Here is a 21,919-nt window from a genome sequence, read left to right as displayed (position 1 = left end):
GCGTTTTGCTTCAAAAGGAAGCGCATATTTTGCATTTGCCAATGGTTCTGGCGCTTCGCATCATTGCCGGATGAAATCTTCCTCGCCCGCTCCTTCTTCCTTCTCCGTTGCGCTCGTCGCCCTTGCATGCGCGCTGGGCGCGCCGTCGGCCTCCTTTGCGCAGACCGCGCCCAAGGCGCCCGAGCCCTCCACGCTGCAGGCCAACGCCGAGATGGCGAAGACGCTGCCCTTTGCCAACCGGCAGGACTTCGAGGACGCGATGCACGGCTTCGTCGGCACCGTGCCCGATGCGCTGGTGCCGGGCTCCGGCGCGCGCCCGGTGTGGAACATGAAGCCCTACGACTTCCTCAAGGCCGAGGCGCCGGCCGACACCGTAAATCCGAGCCTGTGGCGCCAGGCGCAGCTCAACGCGATCCACGGGCTCTTCAAGGTGACCGATCGCGTCTACCAGGTGCGCGGCTTCGATCTCGCGAACATGACCATCGTCGAAGGCGACAGCTCGCTGATCGTCATCGATCCGCTGCTGGCCGCCGAGACCGCGCGCGCCGCGCTCGAGCTCTACTACCAGCACCGTCCGCGCAAGCCGGTGGGAACGGTGATCTACACGCACGGCCATGCCGACCACTTCGGCGGCGTGAAGGGCGTGATCGACGAGGCCGACGTGAAGGCCGGCCGCGTGCAGGTGCTCGCGCCCTCGGGCTTCATGGAAACGGCGGTGGCCGAGAACATCCTCGCGGGCAACGCGATGAGCCGGCGCTCGCAGTACCAGTTCGGCACGCTGCTGCCGCCGGGCCCGCGCGGGCAGGTCGACACCGGCCTGGGCAAGGCGCTGGCGCGCGGCACCATGTCGCTGATCGCGCCCACGTCCACCATCGACAAGACCACGGAGGAGCGCACCATCGATGGCGTGCAGTTCGTCTTCAGGCTGGTGCCGGGCTCCGAGGCGCCGTCGGAAATGCTCATGTACCTGCCGCAGTTCCGCGTGCTCAACATGGCGGAGGACGTGACGCACAACATGCACAACCTCTACACCATCCGCGGCGCGGAGGTGCGCGACGGCAACCTGTGGTCGAAGTACATCGATGAGGCGCGCGTGGCCTTCGGCGGCAAGGCCGAGGTGCTGATCGCCCAGCACCACTGGCCCACCTTCGGGCAGGACCGCATCGTCGACCTGCTGAAGAAGCAGCGCGACATGTACAAGTTCATCAACGACCAGTCGCTGCGCCTGCTCAACCAGGGCTACACCGCGGCCGACATCGCCGAGACGCTGCGCATGCCCGCGAGCCTGGAGCAGGAATGGTCGGCGCGCGGCTACTACGGCACGCTGCGGCACAACGCCAAGGCCGTGTACCAGAAGTACCTGGGCTGGTACGACGCCAACCCCGCCAACCTGAACCCGCTGCCGCCTGTGGCCTATGCGAAGAAGACGGTCGAGTACATGGGCGGCGCCGACGCGGTGCTGGCGCGCGCCCGCGAAGATTTCAGGAAGGGCGAGTTCCGCTGGGTGGCCAGCGCGATGAGCCAGGTGGTGTACGCCGACCCCGCCAACCGCGCGGCCCGCGAACTGGGCGCCGACGCCCTGGAGCAGATGGGCTACCAGTCGGAGGCCGGCACCTGGCGCAGCGCCTATCTGGTGGGCGCGATGGAGCTGCGCAACGGCGTGCCGAAGATCGCAGCCGGCAACAGCGCCAACGCTGATTCGCTCAAGGCCGTGAGCAACGACCTGTTCTTCGACTTCCTCGGCGTGCGGCTGAACGCGGCCAGGGCCGAGGGCAGGAAGATGGCCATCAACTGGAACTTCACCGATTCGAACCAGCAGTTCGTGCTGACGCTGGAGAACTCCGCGCTCACGCACATCGCCGGGCAGCAGCCGGATGCCGACGCCACCGTGACGCTGAGCCGCGCCACGCTGGACGCGATCACACTGAAGGAAACCAGCTTCCCGGCGGCGGTGCTCGCGGGCAAGGTGAAGATCGACGGCGACCGCACGAAGCTGGCGGAGCTGATGTCGATGCTCGACACCTTCGAGCCGATGTTCCCGGTCGTCGAGCCCCGCGCTCAGCCGAAGAACCAATAGCAGACAGCGATGGCGGCCACCACGCCCGCCAGCTCGGCCAGCAGCGCGCACGACACCGCGTGCCGCGTGCGCTGGATGCCCACCGCGCCGAAGTACACCGCCAGCACGTAGAAGGTGGTCTCGGTGCTGCCCTGGATGGTGGCGGCCACCAGCGCGGGGAAGCTGTCGACGCCGTGGCTCTTCATGGTCTCGATCAGCATCGCGCGCGCCGCGCTGCCCGAGAAGGGCTTGACCAGCGCGGTGGGCATGGCGTCGACGAAACGCGCGTCGAAGCCCACCGCCGTCACCAGCCAGCGCAGGCCGTCCAATGCGAAGTCGAGCGCGCCCGAGGCGCGCAGCACGCCGATGGCGCACAGCATCGCCACCAAGTAGGGCAACAGGTTCTTCGCGATGTCGAAGCCTTCCTTCGCGCCCTCGATGAAGCATTCGTACACCTTGATGCGGCGGATGGCGCCCGCCAGCAGGAACACGACGATCACGCCGAACAGCGTCAGATTGCCCAGCAGCGACGACAGCGAGGCGATGGCCGTCGCCGACAGCGTGCCCAGCAGGGCCATGAATCCGCCCAGCAGCAGCGCGCCCGGCACCAGGTAGGCCAGCACCACCGGGTCCCACAGCCGCAGGCGCTGCGCCACCGCCACCGACAGCAGCCCGACCAGCGTGGAGGCGCTGGTGGCCAGCAGGATAGGCAGGAACACCAGCGTCGGGTCGCCCGCGCCCTGCTGCGCGCGGTACATGAAGATGGTGACCGGCAGCAGCGTCAGCGACGAGGCGTTGAGCACCAAAAAGAGGATCTGCGCGTTGGTGGCCGTTACCGGGTCGGGGTTCAGGCGCTGCAGCTCGCGCATCGCCTTCAGGCCGATGGGCGTGGCGGCGTTGTCCAGCCCCAGCGCGTTGGCCGCGAAGTTCATCGTGATCAGCCCGAGCGCCGGATGCCCCGCCGGCACGCCCGGCATGAGCCGCCGGAAGAGCGGCCCCAGCAGCCGCGCGAGCCAGCCCACCAGCCCCGCCGCCTCTGCGATGCGCAGGAAGCCCAGCCACAGCGTGAGCGTGCCGAACAGCAACACCATCACCTCGACCGCCAGCCGCGCCATCGCGAACAGGCTTTCGACCAGCGCCGCGAACACGGTCGGATCGCCCCCCACCAGCCAGCGCACCAGCGCCGCCAATGCCGCCACCCCGAAGAAACCAAGCCACAAGCCGTTGAGCACGCTTCTTTTCCTTTTGTTTCGCTTCGATGATAGGCCCGCCATCCGGGCCCGCCGCGAGCTACAGTTCGGCCCATGCGCGCCTCCACCGTCCGCCGATTCGCCGCTCTCGTCCTGGGCGCCGCCGCCCTCTGGCTGGCGGGTTGCGCGAGCCTGCCGCCGCCGCAGCCGCGCCCGGTGGTCACGGCTGTCACCGACGTGTCGCAGACAGAACTGGGGCAGCTGGCGGCCAAGGGCACGCCGGGCGGCTCGACCTCGCTTTCGGGCTTCCGGCTGCTGCCGGAGGCCGCCTTCGCCTTCGACGCGCGCATCTCGCTCGCGCGGCATGCCGAGAAGTCGCTCGACGTGCAGTACTACCTGATCCAGAAGGACGACGTCGGCCTGCTGTTCCTCAAGGAGCTGCGCGAGGCCGCGGCGCGCGGCGTGCGCGTGCGGCTGCTGGTGGACGACCTCTACACGGGCGGCGAGGACGAGGTGTTCAGCACGCTGTCGGCCTTCCCGAACATCGAGGTGCGGCTGTTCAACCCGCTGCCGTCGCGCGCGAGTTCGCTGGCCACGCGGCTGCTGTTCTCGCTGACCGATTTCGGCCGCATCAACCACCGCATGCACAACAAGCTGCTGGTGGCCGACAACAGCTTCGCGGTCTCGGGCGGCCGCAACATCGCCAATGAATACTTCATGCGCAGCACGGCGGCGAACTTCATCGACATGGACGTGCTGTCCAGCGGCCCGGTGGTGCGCCAGATGTCCGAGGGCTTCGACCGCTACTGGAACAGCGAGCACGTGCGCCCCATCGAGCAGATCGCGCCGCTGCGCATGCCCGTTGCGCAGGCGCAGAAGCGCTTCGACGAGATCGCGCGCACCGCGGTGCCCGACGTGGCCATGCACCAGCGCGACGTGCTCGACAAGTCGCCGGTGGGGCAGCAGCTCATCGCCGGCAACGTCGAGCGCTACTGGGCACCGTCGACGCTGTTCGTGGACGACCCCGAGAAGATCACGCGCAAGGCCGAGGCCGCCTATGAGGGCAGCGTGACCGAGGGGGCGCTGAGCGTCATCAATTCGGCCAGGCGCGAGGTGAAGATCGGCTCGCCGTACTTCATCCCGGGTGCGCGCGGCATGGCGATGATGAAGAAGGCCATCGAGCGCGGCGGGCGCATCACGGTGGTGACGAACTCGCTGGGCGCCACCGACGAGCCCCTGGCCTATGCGGGCTACGAGCGCTACCGCGCCGACATGCTGAAGATCGGCGTCACCATCTACGAGATCGCGCCCACGCTCACCGGCAAGTCGGGGCGTTTCGGCGACTTCGGCAAGTCGATCAGCCGGCTGCACGCCAAGCTGGCGATCGTCGACGACGAGCGCTTCTTCATCGGCTCGATGAATCTCGACCACCGCTCGGCCGCGGTCAATACCGAGATGGGGCTGGTCATCGACAGCCCCGAGCTGGTGAAGGACTACGACAGGCTCATGAGCGGCGAGCGCGTGAACCTCGGCTACCGGCTGCGGCTCGCGCCCAACGGCCGGCGCGTGCAGTGGCTGGAGTACGACGACGCCGGCGGCGACATCGTCCACGAGGACGAGCCCGGCGAATTCCTCTGGCTGCGCTTCAAGAACTGGCTGCTCCTGCCGATCGTGGGCGAAGAGCTGCTGTAGCGGTTCCTTCGTCGATGCGCGCCCGCGGCGCGCCTGCGGCCATGTAATACGGCTTGCACACTGGCCCTCTAGATTGCGGCGTCCCACGACACAACAACCAGAGGGATTCCCAGATGCGCACCACACTCACCGCGGCCCCCGCGCCGCGCGCCATGCGCGAACTGCGCTGGCTGGCCGGCCTGGCCTGCACCGCCATCCTGCTGCAGGGCTGCAACGGCGGCGGCAACAACCAGTCGATCGTCCTGGGGCCCCCGGCGGCCCCGGCACCCGCTCCGGCCCCAGCGCCGGCTCCCGCCCCCCAACCCGACGCCGCCTCGGCCGACGCCAACCTGCAGGCCACCTGGGTGGAGATCGGCGACAACAACGCGGCCATCGCGCGCGCAATCACCAGCTACGCCGCACCGTCGGCCGACACGACGGCCGACGCCAACGCCGTGTGCCCGCAGATCACGATCGACGGCAAGGTCACGCGCATGACCCTGCGCGTGGGCGCCGGCACCATGGCGCTGCGCACCACGGCCAGCGACCCGGCCGATTCGAAGCCTTCCGCCTTTCCCGTCTCGGCCTGCGAGACCACGCTGCCGGCCGACGCGAAGCAGGCCGCCATCGGCAGCCGCACGCTGCCGATGCCCAAGGCCGAGCCGCAACGTGTTCTGGTGCTGGCCGACACCGGCTGCCGCCTGAAGAAGGCCGACAAGGCCTACCAGCCCTGCAACGACAGCACCGTGTGGCCCTTCGCTCCGCTCGCGGCCACCGGCGCGGGCTTCAACCCCGACCTGGTGCTGCACATCGGCGACTACCACTACCGCGAGAACGCCTGCCCCGACGACATCGCCGGCTGCAAGGACAGCCCCTGGGGCTATGGCTGGGACACCTGGCAGGCCGACTTCTTCAAGCCGGCCGCGCCGCTGCTGGCCAAGGCGCCGTGGATCGTGGTGCGCGGCAACCACGAGGAATGCGCGCGCGGCGGCCAGGGCTGGATCCGCTTCCTCGATCCGCGCCCGTACTCCGACAAGCGCTCGTGCAACGACCCGGCCAACGACAGCACCGGCAACTATTCCGAGCCATACGCGGTGCAGCTGGGCACCGGCTCGCAGATCATCGTGTTCGACTCGGCCAAGGCCGGCAAGGCGGCGCTGGCGACGAACGATCCGCAGTTCATCGCCTACCAGAAGCAGTTCCAGACCGTCGCGACGCTGGCCGCCAAGCCTGGCATCACGACCACGATGTTCACCAACCACCACCCGATCCTGGCCTTCGCGCCGGTCGCGGGCCAGACCCCGGCGCCGGGCAACCTCGCGCTGCAGTCGGTGATGAGCAACCTCAACCCCAAGGCCTACTACCCGAGCGGCGTGCACGTCGCGCTGCACGGCCATGTGCACGACTTCCAGGCGCTGAACTTCGCCACCGACCATCCCGCGACGCTGGTGTCGGGCAACGGCGGCGACAACCTCGACGTGGCGCTGCCCGATCCGCTGGCACCCGGCACCACGCCCGCGCCGGACGTGACGGTCGACCGCATCACGCACCATGCCAGCTTCGGCTTCATGCTGATGGAGCGCAAGGCCTCGCCCGGCGTGGGCTGGACCTTCAAGGCCTACACCGTGGCCGGCAAGCTGCTCGCCACCTGCGTGCAGACCGGGCGCACGCTGGCTTGCGACAAGACGGGCTTCCTGACGCCGTGACGATGCGTGCTGCGCTGGCGATGGCGGCCGCCTGCCTGGGCTGGCCGGGCGTGACTGCCGCCGCCGCCACCACCGTGGAGATCAACCCGGGCGGCCCGCCGAGCGTGGTCGTCGAACGCATCGGCGCCACGCCCAAGGTCTCCGCGCGCATCGATCCCACCGAGGCCACCTTCAGGCCCGACCCGGCGCTGGCCGCGCTGGGCAAGCGCATCTTCTTCGACACGCGTCTCTCGCAGCCGCAGGGCACCTCGTGCGCGAGCTGCCACGATCCGCTGCGCGCCTTCACCTCGACGCTGAACGCGGCCTCGCTGGCAGGCCCGCGCACGCCGCAGGGCAGCCGGCCGGGGCGCTTCAGCGCGCGCACGGCGCCGTCGCTGCTGTACGTGCGCTACGTGCCGCGGCGGCACTTCTACCAGGACGACGACGCGCCCTTCGCCTCGCCCTTCGGTGGCCTCTTCGCCGACGGCCGCGCCGACACGCTGGCCGAGCAGGCGCGCGGCCCGCTGTTCGACCCCGACGAGATGAACAACGCCTCGCCGCAGAGCCTGCTGCGCAAGCTGCGCGGCACCGACCTGGCTCCCGCGATGTCGCTGGCCTTCGGGCCGCGCGTGCTGCGCGACCCGGAGCAAGCCGTGAAGGGCATCGGCCAGGCTTTGCAGGCCTACCTGCAGAGCGACGAAATGGCGCCCTTCAGCTCGCGCTTCGACGACTACCTGCGCAAGCGCACGCCGCTGAGCCCGCAGGAGATGCGCGGCCTCGCGCTGTTCAAGAACCCCGACAAGGGCAACTGCATGTCGTGCCACACGCTGTCGGACACGGCGAGCCGGCCCGAGCGTTCGCTCTTCACCGACTTCGGCTACGACGCCATCGCCGTGCCGCGCAACCTCTCGCTGCCGGCCAACCGCGATCCGCGCCGCTTCGACAACGGCCTGTGCCGCACCGCGGCGCAGCTGCGCTGGCCGGAGCCGAACCAGTGGTGCGGCTACTTCCGCACGCCGGGGCTGCGCAACGTAGCGGTGCGCCAGAGCTTCATGCACAACGGTGTGTTCACCACGCTGCGCGACGCGGTCGCGTTCTATGCCACGCGCTCCACCGACCCTGCGAAGTGGTACCACGGCAGGCCGACCTTCGACGACGTGCCCGCCGCCTACCGGGGCAACATCAACGTCAACTCCACGCCGATGAACCGTCGCCCCGGCACCACGCCCGCGCTGACCGACGAGGAGATCGACGAGATCAGCGCCTTCCTCGGCACCCTGACCGACGCACGCTATGTGGCGGCCATGCCGAAGCCGGCCATGAAGTAGCAGCCAAGGTCATCTCCGGCGCGGCAAGGTGCGTTACATTCCTCGCAAGAGTGTGAACTTTTGTCACAGACGCATTCATTTCCGGAGACTTCGACCATGACCGTTCCCGTGCCGCGCGAGTCGATTGCGCCGCTTTCCAACAGCCGTCGGCGTGCGCTGACCGGGCTGGCCGCCGCCACTGCCGCCGCCGGCCTCGGCTTTCCGGCGCTCGCGCAGAACCGGCCGCTGCGCGTGGGAACGACCTTCGACAACAGCAGCGTCGAGAAGGCCAACGGCCAGGGCCTGTACCAGGGCTCCAGCGCCTTCTTCAATGCGCTGAACAAGGCTGGCGGCATCAACGGCTCCAAGGTCGAGCTCGTGATGGCCGACGACACCTTCAAGCCCGACGTGGCCAAGGCCAACGCGCTGGCGTTCGAGAAGGACAGCTCCGTGCTCGCGCTGGTGCATCCCCTGGGCACGCGCCAGACGGCCGAGGTGATGGATGCGGTGCCCGGCATGGCCGTGGTGGGGCCCATCACCGGCACGATCTCGCTGCGCAAGAAGAACTCGCCCAACACCTTCTGGGTGCGCGCCAACTACGACCAGGAAGTCGAGAAGCTGGTGAGCACCGCCGCCGTGCTGGGCCAGAGCCGCATCGGCCTCGTGCATTCGAACGATCCGCTGGGGCAGTCGGTGCTGGCCGCCTTCAAGGCCGCGCTGGCGAAGGCGAAGCTGGAGCCGGCGGTGATCGCGACCACGCCCAACACGACCAGCATGGAAGTGGGCCCCGCCGCCGAAGCCATCGCCAAGGCCAAGCCTCAGGTGGTGGTGGTCGGTCTGGCCGGCACGGCGCCGGTGTTCCTGAAGGCGTTGCGCGAGGCGGGCAACAGCAGCTCGGCCTACGGCCTCTCCATCACGGCCAGCGCGCTGTCGGCCATGGGCGACCTGGCCAAGGGCCTGGGCTTCGTGATCGTGGTGCCCTCGCCGTACTCGACCAAGTTCGAGATCGTGCGCCGCTACCAGGCCGACATGGTGGCCAACGGCGTCAAGGACTTCTCGCTCACCAGCCTGGAGGGCTACCTGAACGCGGCGGTGCTCGCAGAGGGCATGCGCCGCGCGGGCGGCTCGCTCACCCGCGCATCGGTGATGTCGGGGCTCGCGAGCATCGAGAACTTCGACCTGGGCGGCGTGAAGATCAACTACGGGCGCACCAACCGCGAAGGCGGCCAGTTCGTGGACGTGGCCGTCATCGGCAGCCGCGGCCAGATGCTCAGCTAGGCCGCCGGGCGTGAAAGCGGGAACGGACAGCCGAACGCAGAAGGAATACAAAAACTACGCAGAAGTCGCAGAAGAAATCGAAAACTTTTTGGTTTTCCTTTTGCGACCTTCGCGAAACCTTCGCGCCCTCTGCGTCCGGCTGCCCGCTCCCGAATTTCAGACCCCGACCCCGAGCAGCCCCTCGAGCAGCGACGCGTCCTCCGCCAGCTCCGCACTGAGCCCCGCGTGCACCACGGTGCCACGCTCCAGCACGATCGCCTTGTGCGTCATCTCCAGCGCGAGCACCGGGTGCTGCTCCACCACGATCGACGCGAGCCCCTCCGATTCGCACAGCCGGCGGATCGCCGTCGCCAGTTCCTCCACGATGATCGGCGCGAGGCCCTCCATGGGCTCGTCGAGCAGCAGCAGCTTCGGGTTGGTCATGAGCGCGCGGCCGATGGCGAGCATCTGCTGCTCGCCGCCCGAGAGCTGGTTGCCGTAGTTGCCGCGACGCTCGCGCAGGCGCGGGAAGAAGTCGTAGACGCGCTTGAGGTTCCAGCCGCCGAGCCGCGAGATGACGGTGAGGTTCTCTTCGACCGTGAGCGAGGGGAACACCTCGCGCTCCTGCGGCACCCAGCCCAGCCCCGCGCGCACGCGCTGGTGCGAGGGCCAGCGCACGATGTCCGTGCCCTGCCAGCGGATCGCGCCCTGCATCACGCGGGTGTTGCCCATCAGCGTCTCGAGCAGCGTGGTCTTGCCCACGCCGTTGCGCCCGAGGATGGCAAGGCTCTCGCCCTGCTGCAGGGAGAAATCGAGCCGGTCGAGCACCACGGCGTTGCCATAGCCGGCGGTGACGTTGTCGAAGGCGAGTGCTTCAGGCATGGGTGTGTGGGTGGTGATGGAGGTGCGAGCTGCCCAGGTAGACCTCGCGCACGCGCGGATCGGCGCCGATGTCCGAAGGCGTGCCCTCGGTGAGGATGCGTCCGCCCACCAGCACCGAGATGCGGCGGGCGAAGCGGAAGACCAGCTTCATGTCGTGCTCGATGAAGAGCACGCTGATGTCCGCGGGCAGCGCCGCGATGGCTTCGAACAGCTCGCCGCTCTCGTCCTGCGGCACGCCGGCGGCGGGTTCGTCGAGCAGCAGGATGCGGGGTTTGGCCGCCAGCGCGAGCGCGATCTCGAGCAGCCGCTGCTTGCCGTAGGCCAGCTCGGCCACGGGCACGTCGGCGAGGCCGTCGAGCTTCAACGTGCGAAGCAGCGCATGCGCCTCGTCGAACACCGCGGTGCAGCCCTTCAGCGGCCGCCACCAGGTGGCGCCCAACCCTTCGCGCTCGCTGATCGCCAGCACCACCGACAGCAGCGGCGTGAGGCTGGGAAAGAGCGTGTTGATCTGGAAGGTGCGCGCCAGGCCCATTCGGGCGCGCTTGTCGCCGGGCAGCCGCGTGATGTCGGTCCCGCCCATGTGGATGCTGCCGCTGGTGGGCTTGAGCACGCCGGTCAGCAGGTTGATGAGCGTGGTCTTGCCGGCGCCGTTGGGGCCGATCAGCGCCTGCCGCGCGCCGGGTTCGAGCGAGAGGTTCACGTCGGCCACGGCCTGGAAGGCGCCGAAGCGCACGCCGAGGTCTTGCGTGCGCAGGGTGTTCGTTGTCGTCGTCGCGGTGCTCATCGTGCCTTCCCCGTGCGCACGAAGCGCGAGAGCGCGCCCATGATGCCGCCGCGCCCCAGCATGACCGCCGCGATCAGGAAGATGCCGAGCCAGAACATCCAGTACTGCGGGTTCATGTCGGCGAACCAGTCGTGCACCAGCATGTAGACGATGGCGCCGATCATCCCGCCATAGAGCCGCCCCGTGCCGCCGAGCACCAGGATGATGAGCACCTCGGCCGAGCGGTTGAAGCCGATCGATTCGATGCCGACGAACTGCGTGGTCTGCGCCAGCAGCGCGCCCGCCACGCCCGCCACCGCCGCCGAGAAGGCGTAGGCCATGCGCAGCCGCGCCTCCACCGGCGAACCGATGGCCGTCATGCGCTTGCGGCTGTCGTGGATGCCGCGCAGCGCCAGCCCGAACGGCGAGCGCAGCACCAGCCGCACCAGCAGGAACATCGCGAGTACCACGCCGAAGGCGTAGCCGAACGCGGTCTTGCCGTAGAGGTCGAATTCGAAGAGGCCGAGCACCGGCGCGATGACCACGCCCTGCAGCCCGTCGGTGCCGCCGGTGATGCCCGAGAGGCGGTTGGCCAGCTCGTAGAGCAGCACGCACACGCCGATGGTGATCATCAGCCGCGTGAGGTCGGCGCCGCGCACCACCAGGTAGCTCAGCGCATAGCCCAGCGCGCCGCACACCGCGAGCGCGAACACCAGGCCGCTGAGGGGCTCGCTCCAGCCGTATTTGGCGAGCAGGCCGGCCGCGTAGGCGCCCGCGCCGAAGAAGGCGGCGTGACCCACGGTGAGGATGCCCGCGTAGCCCAGCGCCATGTCCAGCGACACGGCGAACAGGCCGAAGATCAGGACCTGGCTCATCAGCGTGAGCTTGTCGGGCAGCAGGAAGAAGCTGGAGGCCAGCGCCAGCCAGAAGGCGGCTTCGGCGATGCGCAGCTGCGCCGGGGAGAGGTTCAGCAGGGCCTTCGTCATCATGCGAGCCCCTTCTTCGCGACGATGCCGTTCGGGCGCACCAGCAGCATGACGATCATGAAGACGTAGATGAGAAATGCGCCCGCCTCGGGCAGGTAGTACTTGCCCGCCACGTCGACGATGCCCACCAGCAGCGCCGCGATGAAGGGCCCGGTGACGGTGCCCGCGCCGCCCACGCAGACCACCATCAGGAAGTAGACGAGGTACTTGAGCGGGAACGAGGGCTCCAGCCCCAGCATGCCCAGGCTCAGCGCGCCGCCCAGGCCCGCGAGGCCGCAGCCCAGCGAGAAGGTCAGGAAGAAGAGCCGCTGCACGTGGATGCCGGTGCCGCCGGCCACGCGCTGGTTGTCGACCGCCGCGCGCACCATCGCACCGTAGCGCGTCTTGCCCAGGCCCAGCAGCAGGGCGGCCAGCACGAGCACGCCGCAGACGATCAGGAAGAGCCGGTAGCGGCCCACTTCCAGGCCTGCCAGCGACACCTGCCCGTCGAGCGCCGGCGGCAGCGTGAAGGGCTGCATCGTCGGGCCGAAGAAATAGGTGAAGGCGGCGATGGACACGAACACCACGCCGATCGACAGCAGCACCTGATCGAGCGGATGCGCGCGGTACAGGCGCCGGTAGAACACGAACTCCAGCACCGCGCCCAGCACGGCCGCCGCCACGAAGGCAGCAGCGAGCGAGAGGCCGAAGCCCAGGCCGAACCGGCTCATCAGCACGCTCGCGGCATAGCCGCCCACCATCGCGAAGCTGCCGTGCGCGAGGTTGACGAAATTCATGAGCCCCATCGTGATGGACAGGCCCACGCCGATGAGGAAGAGGAGCATGCCGTAGGCCACTCCGTCGAAGATCACGATGCCCATGAATTTCCCGCTTGCTGACTCGCTGGCTGAATGACTGAACGATGGGGCTGTCGAGCGCCTGTCCCTGCTTACTTGGCGGCCGCGCCTTCCTTCGCCGGGTCCTTCACGCGCTCGAACTTGTCGAACTCCACGTTCACCAGCTGGCCGTTCACGCGCTCGGTCTTGCGGATGTAGACGGTCTGCACGATGTCGCGCGTGGCCGGGTCGATCTCGATGGGGCCGCGCGGGCTCTCGAAGCTCAGGCCCTTGAGCGCGTCCATGAACTTGTCGCCGGCGGTGTCGCCCTTGGTCTTGGCCAGCGCGAGGTCGATGGCGGCCATGGCGTCGTAGGCGGTCACGGCGAAGTAGCTCGGGCGCAGCTTGGTGCCGTTGTCGGCGGCGAAGTCCTTCACGAACTTCTGGTTCTTCGGCGAGGGGTGCGCGAAGGAATAGTGGTGGCTGGTGACCAGGCCCAGCGCCACGTCGCCGGTGGCGTCGAGGTAGCTGTCGTCGGTGGCTTCGCCGGTGGCGTAGAGCTTGATGCCGGCCTGCTCCATGCCGCGCTCCTTCCACACCTTGAGGAAGGCCGGCGGCATCACGCCCGAGGGGAAGAAGAAGAACACGGCCTGGGGCTTGGCGTCCTTGATGCGCTGCACGTAGGCCGAGAAGTCGGGGTTGTTCATCGGCGTGCGCACCTCGCCCGAGACCTTGCCGCCACCGGCGGTGAAGGTCTTCTTGAAGGCGGTCTCGGCGTCGACACCCGAGGCGTAGTCCGCGACCACGGTGTAGGCGTCCTTGATGCCTTCCTTGAGCATGTAGCGCGCCATCGGGTCGGTGACCTGCTGCACGGTGAAGGACAGGCGCGCCACGTAGGGCGAGCTGGTGGTGATGGCCGACGAGGCCGCGTTCATCACGATGGTCGGGATCTTCGCCTGCGTGGCGATGGCGCCCACGGCGTAAGCGTTGGGGCTGAAGTCCAGGCCGGTGAGCACGCTCACCTTGTCGCGCACGATGAGCTCCTGCGCGATGCGCTTGGCGGCGTCGGGCGCGGGGCCGGCGGTGTCCTTCTTGATGATCTCGACCGTGCGGCCGCCCACCTTGCCGCCGTGCTCCTTCAGGTAGAGCGCGATGCCAGCGTCGAACTGGCGGCCGTAGTCGGCGTACGGGCCCGAGTAGGTGGCGATGAGGCCGATGCGCAGCGGCTCGCCGGCGGCCTGCGCGGTCGCTCCCAGCAGGCCGAAGCCGGCCAGCAGCAGGGTCGAGAGGATGGTTCTCTTGGTCATCGTCGTCATGGGAAAACGCCTTTCAGGTGGAGTGGATGCGCCCCTTCGGGCGCCGCTGTCATGTAACCGGATGTGCAAACAAAGCGGGCGATGATGCCCGAGCCAGGCGTCAGACCTGCGTATCGGGCACGCGCACCGTGAGGCCATCGAAGGCCGCGGTGATGCCGAGCTGGCAGCTCAGGCGCGAGCCGGGCCGGCGCTCGGACGCCACGGCATCGAGCAGCGCGCTCTCCATGTCGTCGGGCGGCGGCAGCAGGTCGATGAAGGCGTCGTCCACGTAGACGTGGCAGGTGGCGCAGGAGCAGCAGCCGCCGCACTCGGCGTCGATGCCGCGCACGTTGCCGCGGATGGCGGTCTCCATCACGCTGGCGCCGACCTTGGCGTCGACCGAACGCGTGGTGCCGTCCTTGAGGATGTAGTGGATCGTGGGCATGGGTTCTAGAACATGTCGAAGTACTCGCGGTGTTCCCACTCGCTGACTTCGAGGTTGAAACGGGCGATCTCCGCTTCCTTGATGTGGCAGAGGTAGTCGACGAAGGTCTTGCCCATCTGCGCGTTGAGCATCTCGTCCTGGCGCAGGCAGGCGAGGGCGTCGCTCAACGAGCGGGGCAGCTGCTCCGCCGGCGTTTCGTACGGTGCGTCGGCAGAGGGGCCGGGGTCGATCCTGTTGCGGATGCCGTCCAGGCCCGAGAACAGCTGCGACGCCAGGTACAGGTACGGATTGGCCGTCGGCTCGCCCACGCGGTTCTCGATGCGCGTGGCCGCCTGGCCCGGGCCGCCGAGCACGCGCAGCATCGCGCCGCGGTTGTCCTTGGCCCAGATCGCGCGGTCGGGCGCGAGCGAGAAGGGGCGGTAGCGGCGGTAGCCGTTGATGGTGGGGCTCGCCAGCGCCGCGGCGCCGCAGGCGTGCGCCTTGAGGCCGCCGAGGTAGTGCATGCCGGTCTCGCTCAGCGGCTGGCCGCTCGAGGCCTCCGGCATGAAGGCGTTGACGCCGTCGCTCCTGCGGCGCAGCGACTGATGCAGGTGCCAGCCGCTGGACATCACGTTCGGGATCTTCGGCCGGCACATGAAGGTGGCGTGCAGCCCGTGGCGCTGGCAGACCTGCTTGATGGCGCTGCGCAGCAGCACCATGGTGTCGGCGGGCGTGACGCCAGCGGTGGGGCCGAAGGTCAGTTCGAACTGGCTGGGGCCGAATTCGATCTCGAGCGAGCGCAGCGGCAGGCCCAGCGCCATGAGTTGCGAGCGCAGCAACTCCATCAGCCCGTCGACGCGGTCGTAGCGCAGCTCGGTGAGGTACTGGTGGCCGTGCGACAGCAGCGACACGCGCGGCGGCTCGCCGGGCTGGCCCGAATCGGCCAGGCCCATGCGGGCGTCGTCGAGCCTGAAGACGTGGAACTCCACCTCCAGGCCGGCGATGAAGTCCAGCCCCAGCTCGTCGAGCTGGCGCACCGCGCGCTGCAGGATCTGCCGCGTGGCGAAGGGGCAGGGCTTGCCGTCGGCCATGTAGGCGTCGCACATCACCCAGCCGGTGCGCGGCGACCACGGCAGGACCTTGAAGGTGGCCGGGTCGGCCACGATGGTGAAGTCGGCGCCGCCCTGCAGGCCCTCCATGGCGAAGCCGCCGCCCTGGGTGAACACCGGGAACACGGTCTTGTGCGAGGTGTCCTTGGCCAGCAGGGTGGAGGTGAGGTTGACGCCCTCCCAGAGGGCCGAGCGCGCCTCGGCCGCGACCAGCGTCTTGCCGCGCAGGATGCCGTGCTGGTCGGGCCAGGCGAAGCGCACGAGGTCGACCTCGCCGCCGTCGATGCGGCGCACCAGTTCCCTGGCCTGCGCGTGCTGGTCTTCGCTCCAGAGGCCGAAGCGGTCGACGAATGTGTGGCTCGTCATGGCGTGTGCTCAGGCTGCGGCCAGGCGTGCGGAGGCCCAGTCGGACTTCAGTCGCCGCGCGCGGTCGGCGTCCTGCCAGTAGGCCTCGGTGGCGGCCTCGTCGGCGACGTTGCGGCCGATGCCGTCGATGGAGGGCGGGCCGGTCATGGCGCTGGCCTGCGCGGCGTCGATGACCATCGGCGCGCCTTCGCCGGCCAGCGTGGCCTCGATCGCCTTCACCAGCACGCGGCGGTAGGCAATGATCCCCTTGTCGGTGCTGCCCAGGTGCTCGCGGGTGCGGTCTTGAATAGGGCCCTGCGACTCCACCGCCCACTGGTCGTGCACGTTGATGTCGTCGCCCATGCCGGTGTAGGTCTCGGTGAGCTGCTCCTCGACGCTATAGCCGTAGTTGTTGCGCTTGTTCTTGCGCGAGGTGTAGTCGGGCAGCTCGTAGAGCTTCAGGCGCTGCTCGCGCATCTGCTGCTTGTCGACCGGGCCTGTGAAGCTGGTGAAGATGGCGTACCAGTAGCAGTGCGTGTCGTCCACCGGCACGTGCCACTGCGAGATGGTCATCTCGGAGCTCATCGGGATCACGAAGGCCTGCGGGAACACCAGGTTGGTCACGCGCACGTGGGTGGTGTCCTCCGACAGCTTGCGCAGCGCCTTCAGGCGGAAGCCGTAGTCGGTGGGCTCGACGCTGATGTCGGGCCGGTCGTATTCGCGCAGCACCTTGGTGATGGGCATGTCGGAGTCGGCCGAGGCGCCGCGGAACTGCTTGCCGTAGCTCCCGGAGGTGTCCTCGTCCTCGAAGAAGCGGTGCAGGTACGAGGCGTGCGCCGGGTCGATGCCCACCTCGAGCGCCTGCAGCCAGTTGCACTCGAACAGGCCCTTGAACGCGAAGGTGTGGCTGTCGGGCGCGACGAAGCAGTCGAACTCGGGGAAGGCGGGGGGCTCGCCCTCGCCGATGTAGGCGAAGACCACGCCGCTCTTCTCGACCACCGGGTAGGCCGACTGCTTGATGCGGGTGCACAGCTTGCTGGTGGCGGGCTCGGCCGGGGTCTCGAGGCAGTTGCCCTTGGCGTCGAACAGCCAGCCGTGGAAGGCGCAGCGAATGCCGCCGTTCTCGAGCCGGCCGAAGGCGAGGTCGGCGCCGCGGTGGGGGCAGTCGCGGTCGAGCATGCCGAGCTGGCCGCTCTCGTCACGGAACAGGACGAAGTCCTGGCCCATGAGCTTCACCGGCTTGACCGGGCGCGGGCCTGCCAGTTCGTCGGCCAGGGCCACCGGCTGCCAGTAGCGGCGCAGCAGCTTGCCGGCGGGCGCGCCGGGTCCGACGCGGGTGATGAATTCGTTCTGCTCTGCGCTGATCATCGTGCGGGCTCCATCGTGGGGACTGTGGAAAGAGGCTTGCAGCCATTGCATGCAACTGTATGCATTGTCTTGGTGATCCTCGATCCGGGTCAAACTTTCATCTGCCAAATTGCCCCAATATGGGGCCTGCAAACGCCAAAATCAGGGTAAACGCTGAGCGTATCGTCGGTTTTTGACACTTCTTGTGAAGAGATGCATGCAACAACCGAGCCAGAGTAAATACGCTGCGTGCAATGTGGGGCCCGTCTCCTAGAATCCGCCCATGGACTCCCAACAATCCCGCGTGCTCGTGCAACTGCGCGACATGATCCTCAAGGGCGAATTCGGGCCCGGAGAGCGGCTGGCCGAGATCCCGCTGGCCGAGAAGCTCGAAGCCTCGCGCACCCCGGTGCGGCTGGCGCTGGCCAGCCTGGAGCACGAAGGGCTGATCGAGCAGTCCCCCAGCGGCGGCTACCAGATGCGCCGCTTCACCTCGCAGGAGGTGGCCGACGCCATCCGCGTACGCGGCGTGATCGAAGGCTTCGCCGCGCGCCTGCTTGCCGAGGACGGCGCCTCGCGCCAGCTGCTGCGCGACCTGAAGGAATGCCTGGAAGACGGCGACCGCGCCGTGAACAAGCCCAGCATGGAGATCGACGACTACGCTGCCTACGTCGAGATGAACGACCGCTTCCACAAGCTGATCATCGAAGGCTGCGGCAACCTCGCGCTCAAGCGGGTGATGGACATGCTCGGCGGCCAGCCCTTCGCTGCCCCGAGCGCGATGCTGCCGATGCAGTCGTCGATGGAAGAAGGCCAGCAGTGGATGCGCCAGGCGCACCGCACGCACCATGCGATGGTGCAGGCCATCGAGCGCGGGCAGGGTTCGCGCGCGCAGGCGCTGGGCGAGGAGCACGTCGAGATCGCGCGCATGAACCTCGACTACGCGCTGGAGCGGCCCGAGCTCGCGGCCGAGCTGATGCCGGGCATCAAGCTGGTGGCGAAGGGCCGCGGCGGCGCCTGAATCTCCGACGCTGGCGGTGCGGCAGCTCAGCTGCTGAGCGCACGCCTCGGCGTTACCACCGCCTCCACCGCCGCGCCCACTGCCAGCAGGCGGTGATCGGTGTTGCCGATGCTGGCCACCATCAGCCCCACCGGCGCGGTGCCCGCGTCATGGCAGGGCACCGAGAGCGCGCAGCCGTCGAACAGGTTCACCACCGCGGGGTTGCGCAGCATGCGGCCGTTGATCCGGTAATAGGTGTCATCGTCCTTCAGCACTTCGGCGATCGGCGGCGCGATGTCGGGCGTGGTGGGCATCAGCATTGCGTCGTAGCTCGCGGCCACGGTGTTGATCGAGCGGATGAACTGCCGGCGCAGCGCCTGCAGCTGCAGGTAGTCGGGCGCGGTGATGGTCTCGCCGGTCCTGATGCGGGCCAGCACGCGCGGGTCGTACCTGGCGGCGCCGGTCTTGATGAGCTCGCGGTGCCAGGTGAAGGCTTCGGCGGCGGTGATCATCCCGCGCGGGTTGATGGTCGGCGCCTTCGCGAACTCGGCCATCGGCAGCTCCGTGATCGTCGCGCCCGCGGCGGAGAGCTTGGCCAGCGCCGAGGCGAAGGCCGCAGCCACGGGCGGCGAGAGTTCGTCGAGGAAGAAGGTCCTGGGCACCGCGAAGCGCAGGCCGCGCATCGGCAGCACGCGCAGCGGGCGCGGCAGCTCGGCGGCGAGCACGGAATCGAGCAGGGCGCAGTCTTCCACCGTCCACGCCATCGGACCGGCCGAGTCGAAGGAGGTCGACAGCGGCAGCACGCCGTCCAGCGGAACGCGCCGCTGCGTCGGCTTGAAGCCCACCAGGCCGTTGAGGGCGGCCGGAATGCGCAGCGAGCCGCCGGTGTCGGTACCGATGGCGCCGGCTGCCATGCCATCGGTCAGCGAGATCGCGCCGCCGGAGGTCGAGCCGCCGGGGATGCGGCCGGTCGCGCGGTCGTAGGCGTTCTTCGGCGTGCCGTAGTGCGGGTTGATGCCCAGGCCGGTGTATGCGAACTCGACCGTGTTGGAACGCCCGATGACGATCGCGCCCGCGCGCCGCAGCCGCTCGACCACGATGGCGTCGCGCGCGGCCGGCGGCTGGCCGGCCAGCACCACCGAGCCGCCGAGCGTGGTGACGCCGGCCTCGTCGAACAGGTCCTTCAGCGAGATGGGGATGCCGGCGATGGGCGAGGCGGCGGGGCGGCCGCCCTTGCGTTCGGCGTCGAGCCGCGCGGCGGCGGCGCGTGCCGAATCGGCATGCACGCGGATGAAGGTGCGGGCGCCTTCGCCGGCGGGGTTCTGGATGGCGGCCAGCGCTTCTTCCACGAGCTGGCCGCTGCTGAGGCCGCCGGCGGCGAGGCGGCGCGACATCTCGGCGATCGAGAGCTGCCCCATGGCCCGGCCTCCGGTCGCCTCGACCGGCTTCTGGGCGAAAGCCCGCGGCCAGAAGGAGGACAGCCCGGCGGTCGCGGCTGCGCCGGCGGCCTGCTGCAGGAAGTGGCGACGTCGTTGTTGTTGCTGCTGCGTCATGGCACGCTCCCCCATCCGGTCGGATGGAATCGGGCCAGTCTACACAGCCATGGCGGCGAACGCGTTGCCGGCCGTTACCGCTGCTGGTGCCGGGCGCCGGGCACCTCGATCAGCAGCTGGGGCTTGTAGCCTTCCTGTTCGCCGTTGCGCGCGTAGCCCAGGGGGTTGGCAACCACGCGGCAGCCGTTCTTCACGTAGTCGGACGGGCAGTGCAGGTGGCCGTGCAGCCAGAGCTGTGCATGGGGCAGCAGCTCGTCGAGCGCGTTGCAAAAACCTGCGGTGCCGGGTGTCAATCCGTAGCGCGGATCGCCGCTCTCGAGGCTGGGCGCGAAGTGGGTGATGGCGACCGTGGTCCCGTCGAATGGCTCGGCCAGCGCCTGCTTGAGCCAGTCCTGGCAGGCCAGCCCCTGGTCGCGCAGCTGCGCGGCGAGGAACAGCTCACCGTTACGCATGGTGGCTGCTTTTTCAAGATAGAAATCGGCCGCGCGCATGGCCTTGCCGCGCTTCTTGAGTGCTTCGGCGAGGCTGTCTGTCGGCTCGGCGAGCGCGTCGAAATCGGCCCAGAGCGTGGTGCCGACGAAGCGGACGCCTTCGATTACCCGGGTTTCGCGCTCCAGCCAGATGATGTTGAGCTCGTCGCAGAGGGCGCGCAGGCGCTGGTGGGTCTCGTCGAAGTCGACGTTGTCGTATTCATGGTTGCCCGGCACGTAGATCACCGGCACCGGCCAGCCCTTGCGGGGGGAGAAGCGGCCCAGGCCGAAGTCGGTGTCGGTCAGGCGGGAGCCCTGCTGGTAGGAGCCGATGTCGCCCGCCAGGATCAGCATGTCGGCGCCGGGCAGGGGCTCGGCTCGGAAGCGGGGATGGGACTCCAGGTGCAGGTCGGACAGCAGTTGCAGCTTCATCGTCGAGCCAGTCTAGTGAATTGCCCCATGCGTGACACGCATAAGGTTTGGCTTGATCTTCTAGGGTTAACCCTTATTCTTGGAGCATCAACCACTCCAGCGCAGCCACGAGCCGCGCACCATCATGTTCAGCCTCATCGCCCAAGTGGCCCGCTTCTTCCGTTCTTCCAGCGCCAATGCCCCGGCCAGCCACGCCGCCGCACTGATGGAAAGCGCCGACATGCGCGCCGGCCGCGGAGCCCATCACGCCCAGGAGCTGCGCGCCGCAGCCAGCGCCTGGCTCAGCGTCGTCCGCTGATCCGCATATAGATAGCGCAACAGGTCAGTCGGGCACCTTCTGTCCGAGGGCCGAGCCGGCGAAAGCCGCGGCTGCCGAGCGCAACAGCGCATTTCGCAGCCATTCGTGAGAATGCCCGTGCTGGGCGCGCCGATGCCAGATCGCATCCACGTGTACCGGCGGCTGGTCGAAGGGAAGGTCGCGCAGTACCAGCTGGTCGTCGATGCCGGTCACGGTCACGAAGTGGCGGGGCAGCACGGTCAGCAGATCCGAATTGGCGACCACCCTGCCTGCGGTGAAGAACTGGTTCACCGTCACCACGATGCGCCGCTCGCGGCCCATGGCGCCCAACGTCTGGTCGATGAAGCCGTAGGGCCGGCCCGAGAAACTCACCAGCAGGTGGCGGGCGGCACAGTAGTCGTCCAGCGTGAGGGGCGCATCCGCCAGCGGATGGCCCCGCCGCATCACGCATACATATTGGCCCAGGTAGAGCCGCTGGGTCTCGAACGGAACCCCTACCCCCGACTGCCCCCGCGCCGCGAGGCTCGCGATCACCGCCGGGAAGTAGCCGACCGCCATGTCGACCTCTTCCTGTTCCAGCATGCGGCGCGGATCGCGCGTGGTCAGCGGCAGCACGCGCAGGGAAATGGCCGGAGCTTCCTTTTCGGCGATCTGGACCAGGCCCGGGATGAGCTCCGCCGCGGTGGCATCGGCCATCGCCAAGAGGAACGTCGTGTCGGCCGTGCCGGCATCGAATTCGCCGGGGGCCAGCGTGTGCTGCAACTGGCGCAGGGCGTCCCGCACGGTCGGCCAGAGGGCGAGCGCGCGAGGGGTGGGCTCGACGCCTGCGCCGGAGCGGCGCACCAGCTCGTCGCCCAGGACTTCGCGCAGGCGTCGCAGCGCATTGCTTACCGCCGGCTGGGTGATCGACAGGTTGCGAGCGGCTCGCGTGAGGTTGCGTTCGGCCATCACCTCGTCGAAGACGCGGAGCAGGTTGAGGTCGAGCGTGCGAAAGTTGACGTCCATCAGCCTTGTGAATGATAAACATCAGAAAG

At 68.7% G+C, this 21,919-nt stretch carries 19 protein-coding genes; 7 read left to right on the top strand and 12 right to left on the bottom strand.

Annotated elements, in window-relative coordinates; all coding sequences use genetic code 11:
* Positions 1-70 precede the first annotated feature (70 nt).
* The gene (locus tag ACAM57_RS31110) at positions 71-2,077 is read left to right on the top strand and encodes an alkyl/aryl-sulfatase (RefSeq protein ID WP_369660102.1); all 2,007 of its coding nucleotides are present in this window, start codon (positions 71-73) and stop codon (positions 2,075-2,077) included.
* Here the strand turns inward: ACAM57_RS31110 and ACAM57_RS31105 are convergent.
* Positions 2,059-3,288, bottom strand: a complete 1,230-nt coding sequence (locus ACAM57_RS31105; protein WP_369660101.1) for a nucleoside recognition domain-containing protein — start codon at positions 3,286-3,288, stop codon at positions 2,059-2,061. The genes ACAM57_RS31110 and ACAM57_RS31105 overlap by 19 nt on opposite strands.
* A 72-nt stretch (positions 3,289-3,360) precedes the next feature.
* Here ACAM57_RS31105 and ACAM57_RS31100 point away from each other — a divergent pair, with 72 nt between their 5' ends.
* The 4 genes from ACAM57_RS31100 (at position 3,361) to ACAM57_RS31085 (ending at position 9,187) form a co-directional block, all read left to right on the top strand.
* The gene (locus tag ACAM57_RS31100) at positions 3,361-4,938 is read left to right on the top strand and encodes a phospholipase D family protein (protein ID WP_184638846.1); all 1,578 of its coding nucleotides are present in this window, start codon (positions 3,361-3,363) and stop codon (positions 4,936-4,938) included.
* Positions 4,939-5,051: 113 nt separating this feature from the next.
* On the top strand, positions 5,052-6,623 hold the full coding sequence (locus ACAM57_RS31095) for a metallophosphoesterase (RefSeq protein WP_369660100.1): 1,572 nt from the start codon (positions 5,052-5,054) through the stop codon (positions 6,621-6,623).
* A gap of 2 nt (positions 6,624-6,625) precedes the next feature.
* Positions 6,626-7,930, top strand: coding sequence for a cytochrome-c peroxidase (locus ACAM57_RS31090; RefSeq protein WP_369662500.1), 1,305 nt, complete (start codon positions 6,626-6,628; stop codon positions 7,928-7,930).
* A 96-nt stretch (positions 7,931-8,026) separates the two neighbouring features.
* Complete coding sequence (locus tag ACAM57_RS31085; RefSeq protein WP_184638842.1) at positions 8,027-9,187, top strand: ABC transporter substrate-binding protein; 1,161 nt, start codon at positions 8,027-8,029, stop codon at positions 9,185-9,187.
* A 156-nt stretch (positions 9,188-9,343) separates the two neighbouring features.
* Here the strand turns inward: ACAM57_RS31085 and ACAM57_RS31080 are convergent, their stop codons facing one another.
* From ACAM57_RS31080 to ACAM57_RS31045, 8 genes are all read right to left on the bottom strand, one after another.
* Complete coding sequence (locus ACAM57_RS31080) at positions 9,344-10,048, bottom strand: ABC transporter ATP-binding protein (RefSeq protein ID WP_184638841.1); 705 nt, start codon at positions 10,046-10,048, stop codon at positions 9,344-9,346.
* Positions 10,041-10,832: an ABC transporter ATP-binding protein gene (locus ACAM57_RS31075; RefSeq protein ID WP_369660099.1), complete on the bottom strand. Its 792-nt coding sequence runs from the start codon at positions 10,830-10,832 to the stop codon at positions 10,041-10,043. Before ACAM57_RS31075 ends, ACAM57_RS31080 begins: the two co-directional genes overlap by 8 nt.
* Entirely contained in the window at positions 10,829-11,800 is a 972-nt protein-coding gene (locus tag ACAM57_RS31070) for a branched-chain amino acid ABC transporter permease (protein ID WP_369660098.1), read from the bottom strand. The genes ACAM57_RS31075 and ACAM57_RS31070 overlap by 4 nt, the downstream gene beginning before the upstream one ends.
* Positions 11,797-12,657: a branched-chain amino acid ABC transporter permease gene (locus tag ACAM57_RS31065; protein ID WP_369660097.1), complete on the bottom strand. Its 861-nt coding sequence runs from the start codon at positions 12,655-12,657 to the stop codon at positions 11,797-11,799. The genes ACAM57_RS31070 and ACAM57_RS31065 overlap by 4 nt, the downstream gene beginning before the upstream one ends.
* Before the next feature lie 68 nt (positions 12,658-12,725).
* Complete coding sequence (locus ACAM57_RS31060) at positions 12,726-13,928, bottom strand: ABC transporter substrate-binding protein (protein ID WP_369660096.1); 1,203 nt, start codon at positions 13,926-13,928, stop codon at positions 12,726-12,728.
* A 100-nt stretch (positions 13,929-14,028) separates the two neighbouring features.
* Positions 14,029-14,352 (bottom strand): 2Fe-2S iron-sulfur cluster-binding protein, encoded by a 324-nt coding sequence (locus tag ACAM57_RS31055; protein ID WP_184638831.1) that lies wholly within the window; start codon positions 14,350-14,352, stop codon positions 14,029-14,031.
* 5 nt (positions 14,353-14,357) lie between these two features.
* Positions 14,358-15,806 (bottom strand): glutamine synthetase family protein, encoded by a 1,449-nt coding sequence (locus ACAM57_RS31050; protein WP_369660095.1) that lies wholly within the window; start codon positions 15,804-15,806, stop codon positions 14,358-14,360.
* A gap of 9 nt (positions 15,807-15,815) precedes the next feature.
* Entirely contained in the window at positions 15,816-17,153 is a 1,338-nt protein-coding gene (locus tag ACAM57_RS31045; RefSeq protein ID WP_369660094.1) for a Rieske 2Fe-2S domain-containing protein, read from the bottom strand.
* A 262-nt stretch (positions 17,154-17,415) separates the two neighbouring features.
* Here ACAM57_RS31045 and ACAM57_RS31040 point away from each other — a divergent pair, with 262 nt between their 5' ends.
* Complete coding sequence (locus tag ACAM57_RS31040) at positions 17,416-18,153, top strand: GntR family transcriptional regulator (RefSeq protein ID WP_126020480.1); 738 nt, start codon at positions 17,416-17,418, stop codon at positions 18,151-18,153.
* 26 nt (positions 18,154-18,179) lie between these two features.
* Here the strand turns inward: ACAM57_RS31040 and ACAM57_RS31035 are convergent, their stop codons facing one another.
* Positions 18,180-19,685: an amidase gene (locus ACAM57_RS31035; RefSeq protein WP_369660093.1), complete on the bottom strand. Its 1,506-nt coding sequence runs from the start codon at positions 19,683-19,685 to the stop codon at positions 18,180-18,182.
* Positions 19,686-19,759: 74 nt separating this feature from the next.
* A complete protein-coding gene (locus ACAM57_RS31030; protein ID WP_369660092.1) occupies positions 19,760-20,587 on the bottom strand; it encodes a metallophosphoesterase in 828 nt (275 codons plus the stop codon).
* Positions 20,588-20,711: 124 nt separating this feature from the next.
* Here ACAM57_RS31030 and ACAM57_RS31025 point away from each other — a divergent pair, with 124 nt between their 5' ends.
* Entirely contained in the window at positions 20,712-20,885 is a 174-nt protein-coding gene (locus ACAM57_RS31025) for a hypothetical protein (protein ID WP_165909565.1), read from the top strand.
* Between the two features lie 24 nt (positions 20,886-20,909).
* Here ACAM57_RS31025 and ACAM57_RS31020 read toward each other — a convergent pair whose 3' ends face one another.
* Entirely contained in the window at positions 20,910-21,890 is a 981-nt protein-coding gene (locus ACAM57_RS31020) for a LysR family transcriptional regulator (RefSeq protein ID WP_369660091.1), read from the bottom strand.
* Positions 21,891-21,919: the final 29 nt, after the last annotated feature.

It is taken from the genome of Variovorax sp. V15 (assembly GCF_041154425.1).
Lineage (GTDB): Bacteria > Pseudomonadota > Gammaproteobacteria > Burkholderiales > Burkholderiaceae_C > Variovorax > Variovorax guangxiensis.
Note: the sequence above shows the minus strand (reverse complement) of the source record. Positions and strands in the feature narration are given on the sequence as shown.

What these genes read in the sequence shown, in the direction of transcription:
- ACAM57_RS31020 (WP_369660091.1), bottom strand. Translation starts at nt 21,890, where the DNA reads ATGGACGTCAACTTTCGCACGCTCGACCTCAACCTGCTCCGCGTCTTC.
- ACAM57_RS31045 (WP_369660094.1), bottom strand. Translation starts at nt 17,153, where the DNA reads ATGATCAGCGCAGAGCAGAACGAATTCATCACCCGCGTCGGACCCGGC.
- ACAM57_RS31070 (WP_369660098.1), bottom strand. Translation starts at nt 11,800, where the DNA reads ATGATGACGAAGGCCCTGCTGAACCTCTCCCCGGCGCAGCTGCGCATC.
- ACAM57_RS31030 (WP_369660092.1), bottom strand. Translation starts at nt 20,587, where the DNA reads ATGAAGCTGCAACTGCTGTCCGACCTGCACCTGGAGTCCCATCCCCGC.
- ACAM57_RS31095 (WP_369660100.1), top strand. Translation starts at nt 5,052, where the DNA reads ATGCGCACCACACTCACCGCGGCCCCCGCGCCGCGCGCCATGCGCGAA.
- ACAM57_RS31080 (WP_184638841.1), bottom strand. Translation starts at nt 10,048, where the DNA reads ATGCCTGAAGCACTCGCCTTCGACAACGTCACCGCCGGCTATGGCAAC.
- ACAM57_RS31025 (WP_165909565.1), top strand. Translation starts at nt 20,712, where the DNA reads ATGTTCAGCCTCATCGCCCAAGTGGCCCGCTTCTTCCGTTCTTCCAGC.
- ACAM57_RS31110 (WP_369660102.1), top strand. Translation starts at nt 71, where the DNA reads ATGAAATCTTCCTCGCCCGCTCCTTCTTCCTTCTCCGTTGCGCTCGTC.
- ACAM57_RS31055 (WP_184638831.1), bottom strand. Translation starts at nt 14,352, where the DNA reads ATGCCCACGATCCACTACATCCTCAAGGACGGCACCACGCGTTCGGTC.
- ACAM57_RS31050 (WP_369660095.1), bottom strand. Translation starts at nt 15,806, where the DNA reads ATGACGAGCCACACATTCGTCGACCGCTTCGGCCTCTGGAGCGAAGAC.
- ACAM57_RS31060 (WP_369660096.1), bottom strand. Translation starts at nt 13,928, where the DNA reads ATGACGACGATGACCAAGAGAACCATCCTCTCGACCCTGCTGCTGGCC.
- ACAM57_RS31090 (WP_369662500.1), top strand. Translation starts at nt 6,626, where the DNA reads ATGCGTGCTGCGCTGGCGATGGCGGCCGCCTGCCTGGGCTGGCCGGGC.
- ACAM57_RS31035 (WP_369660093.1), bottom strand. Translation starts at nt 19,685, where the DNA reads ATGACGCAGCAGCAACAACAACGACGTCGCCACTTCCTGCAGCAGGCC.
- ACAM57_RS31100 (WP_184638846.1), top strand. Translation starts at nt 3,361, where the DNA reads ATGCGCGCCTCCACCGTCCGCCGATTCGCCGCTCTCGTCCTGGGCGCC.
- ACAM57_RS31085 (WP_184638842.1), top strand. Translation starts at nt 8,027, where the DNA reads ATGACCGTTCCCGTGCCGCGCGAGTCGATTGCGCCGCTTTCCAACAGC.
- ACAM57_RS31065 (WP_369660097.1), bottom strand. Translation starts at nt 12,657, where the DNA reads ATGGGCATCGTGATCTTCGACGGAGTGGCCTACGGCATGCTCCTCTTC.
- ACAM57_RS31075 (WP_369660099.1), bottom strand. Translation starts at nt 10,832, where the DNA reads ATGAGCACCGCGACGACGACAACGAACACCCTGCGCACGCAAGACCTC.
- ACAM57_RS31040 (WP_126020480.1), top strand. Translation starts at nt 17,416, where the DNA reads ATGGACTCCCAACAATCCCGCGTGCTCGTGCAACTGCGCGACATGATC.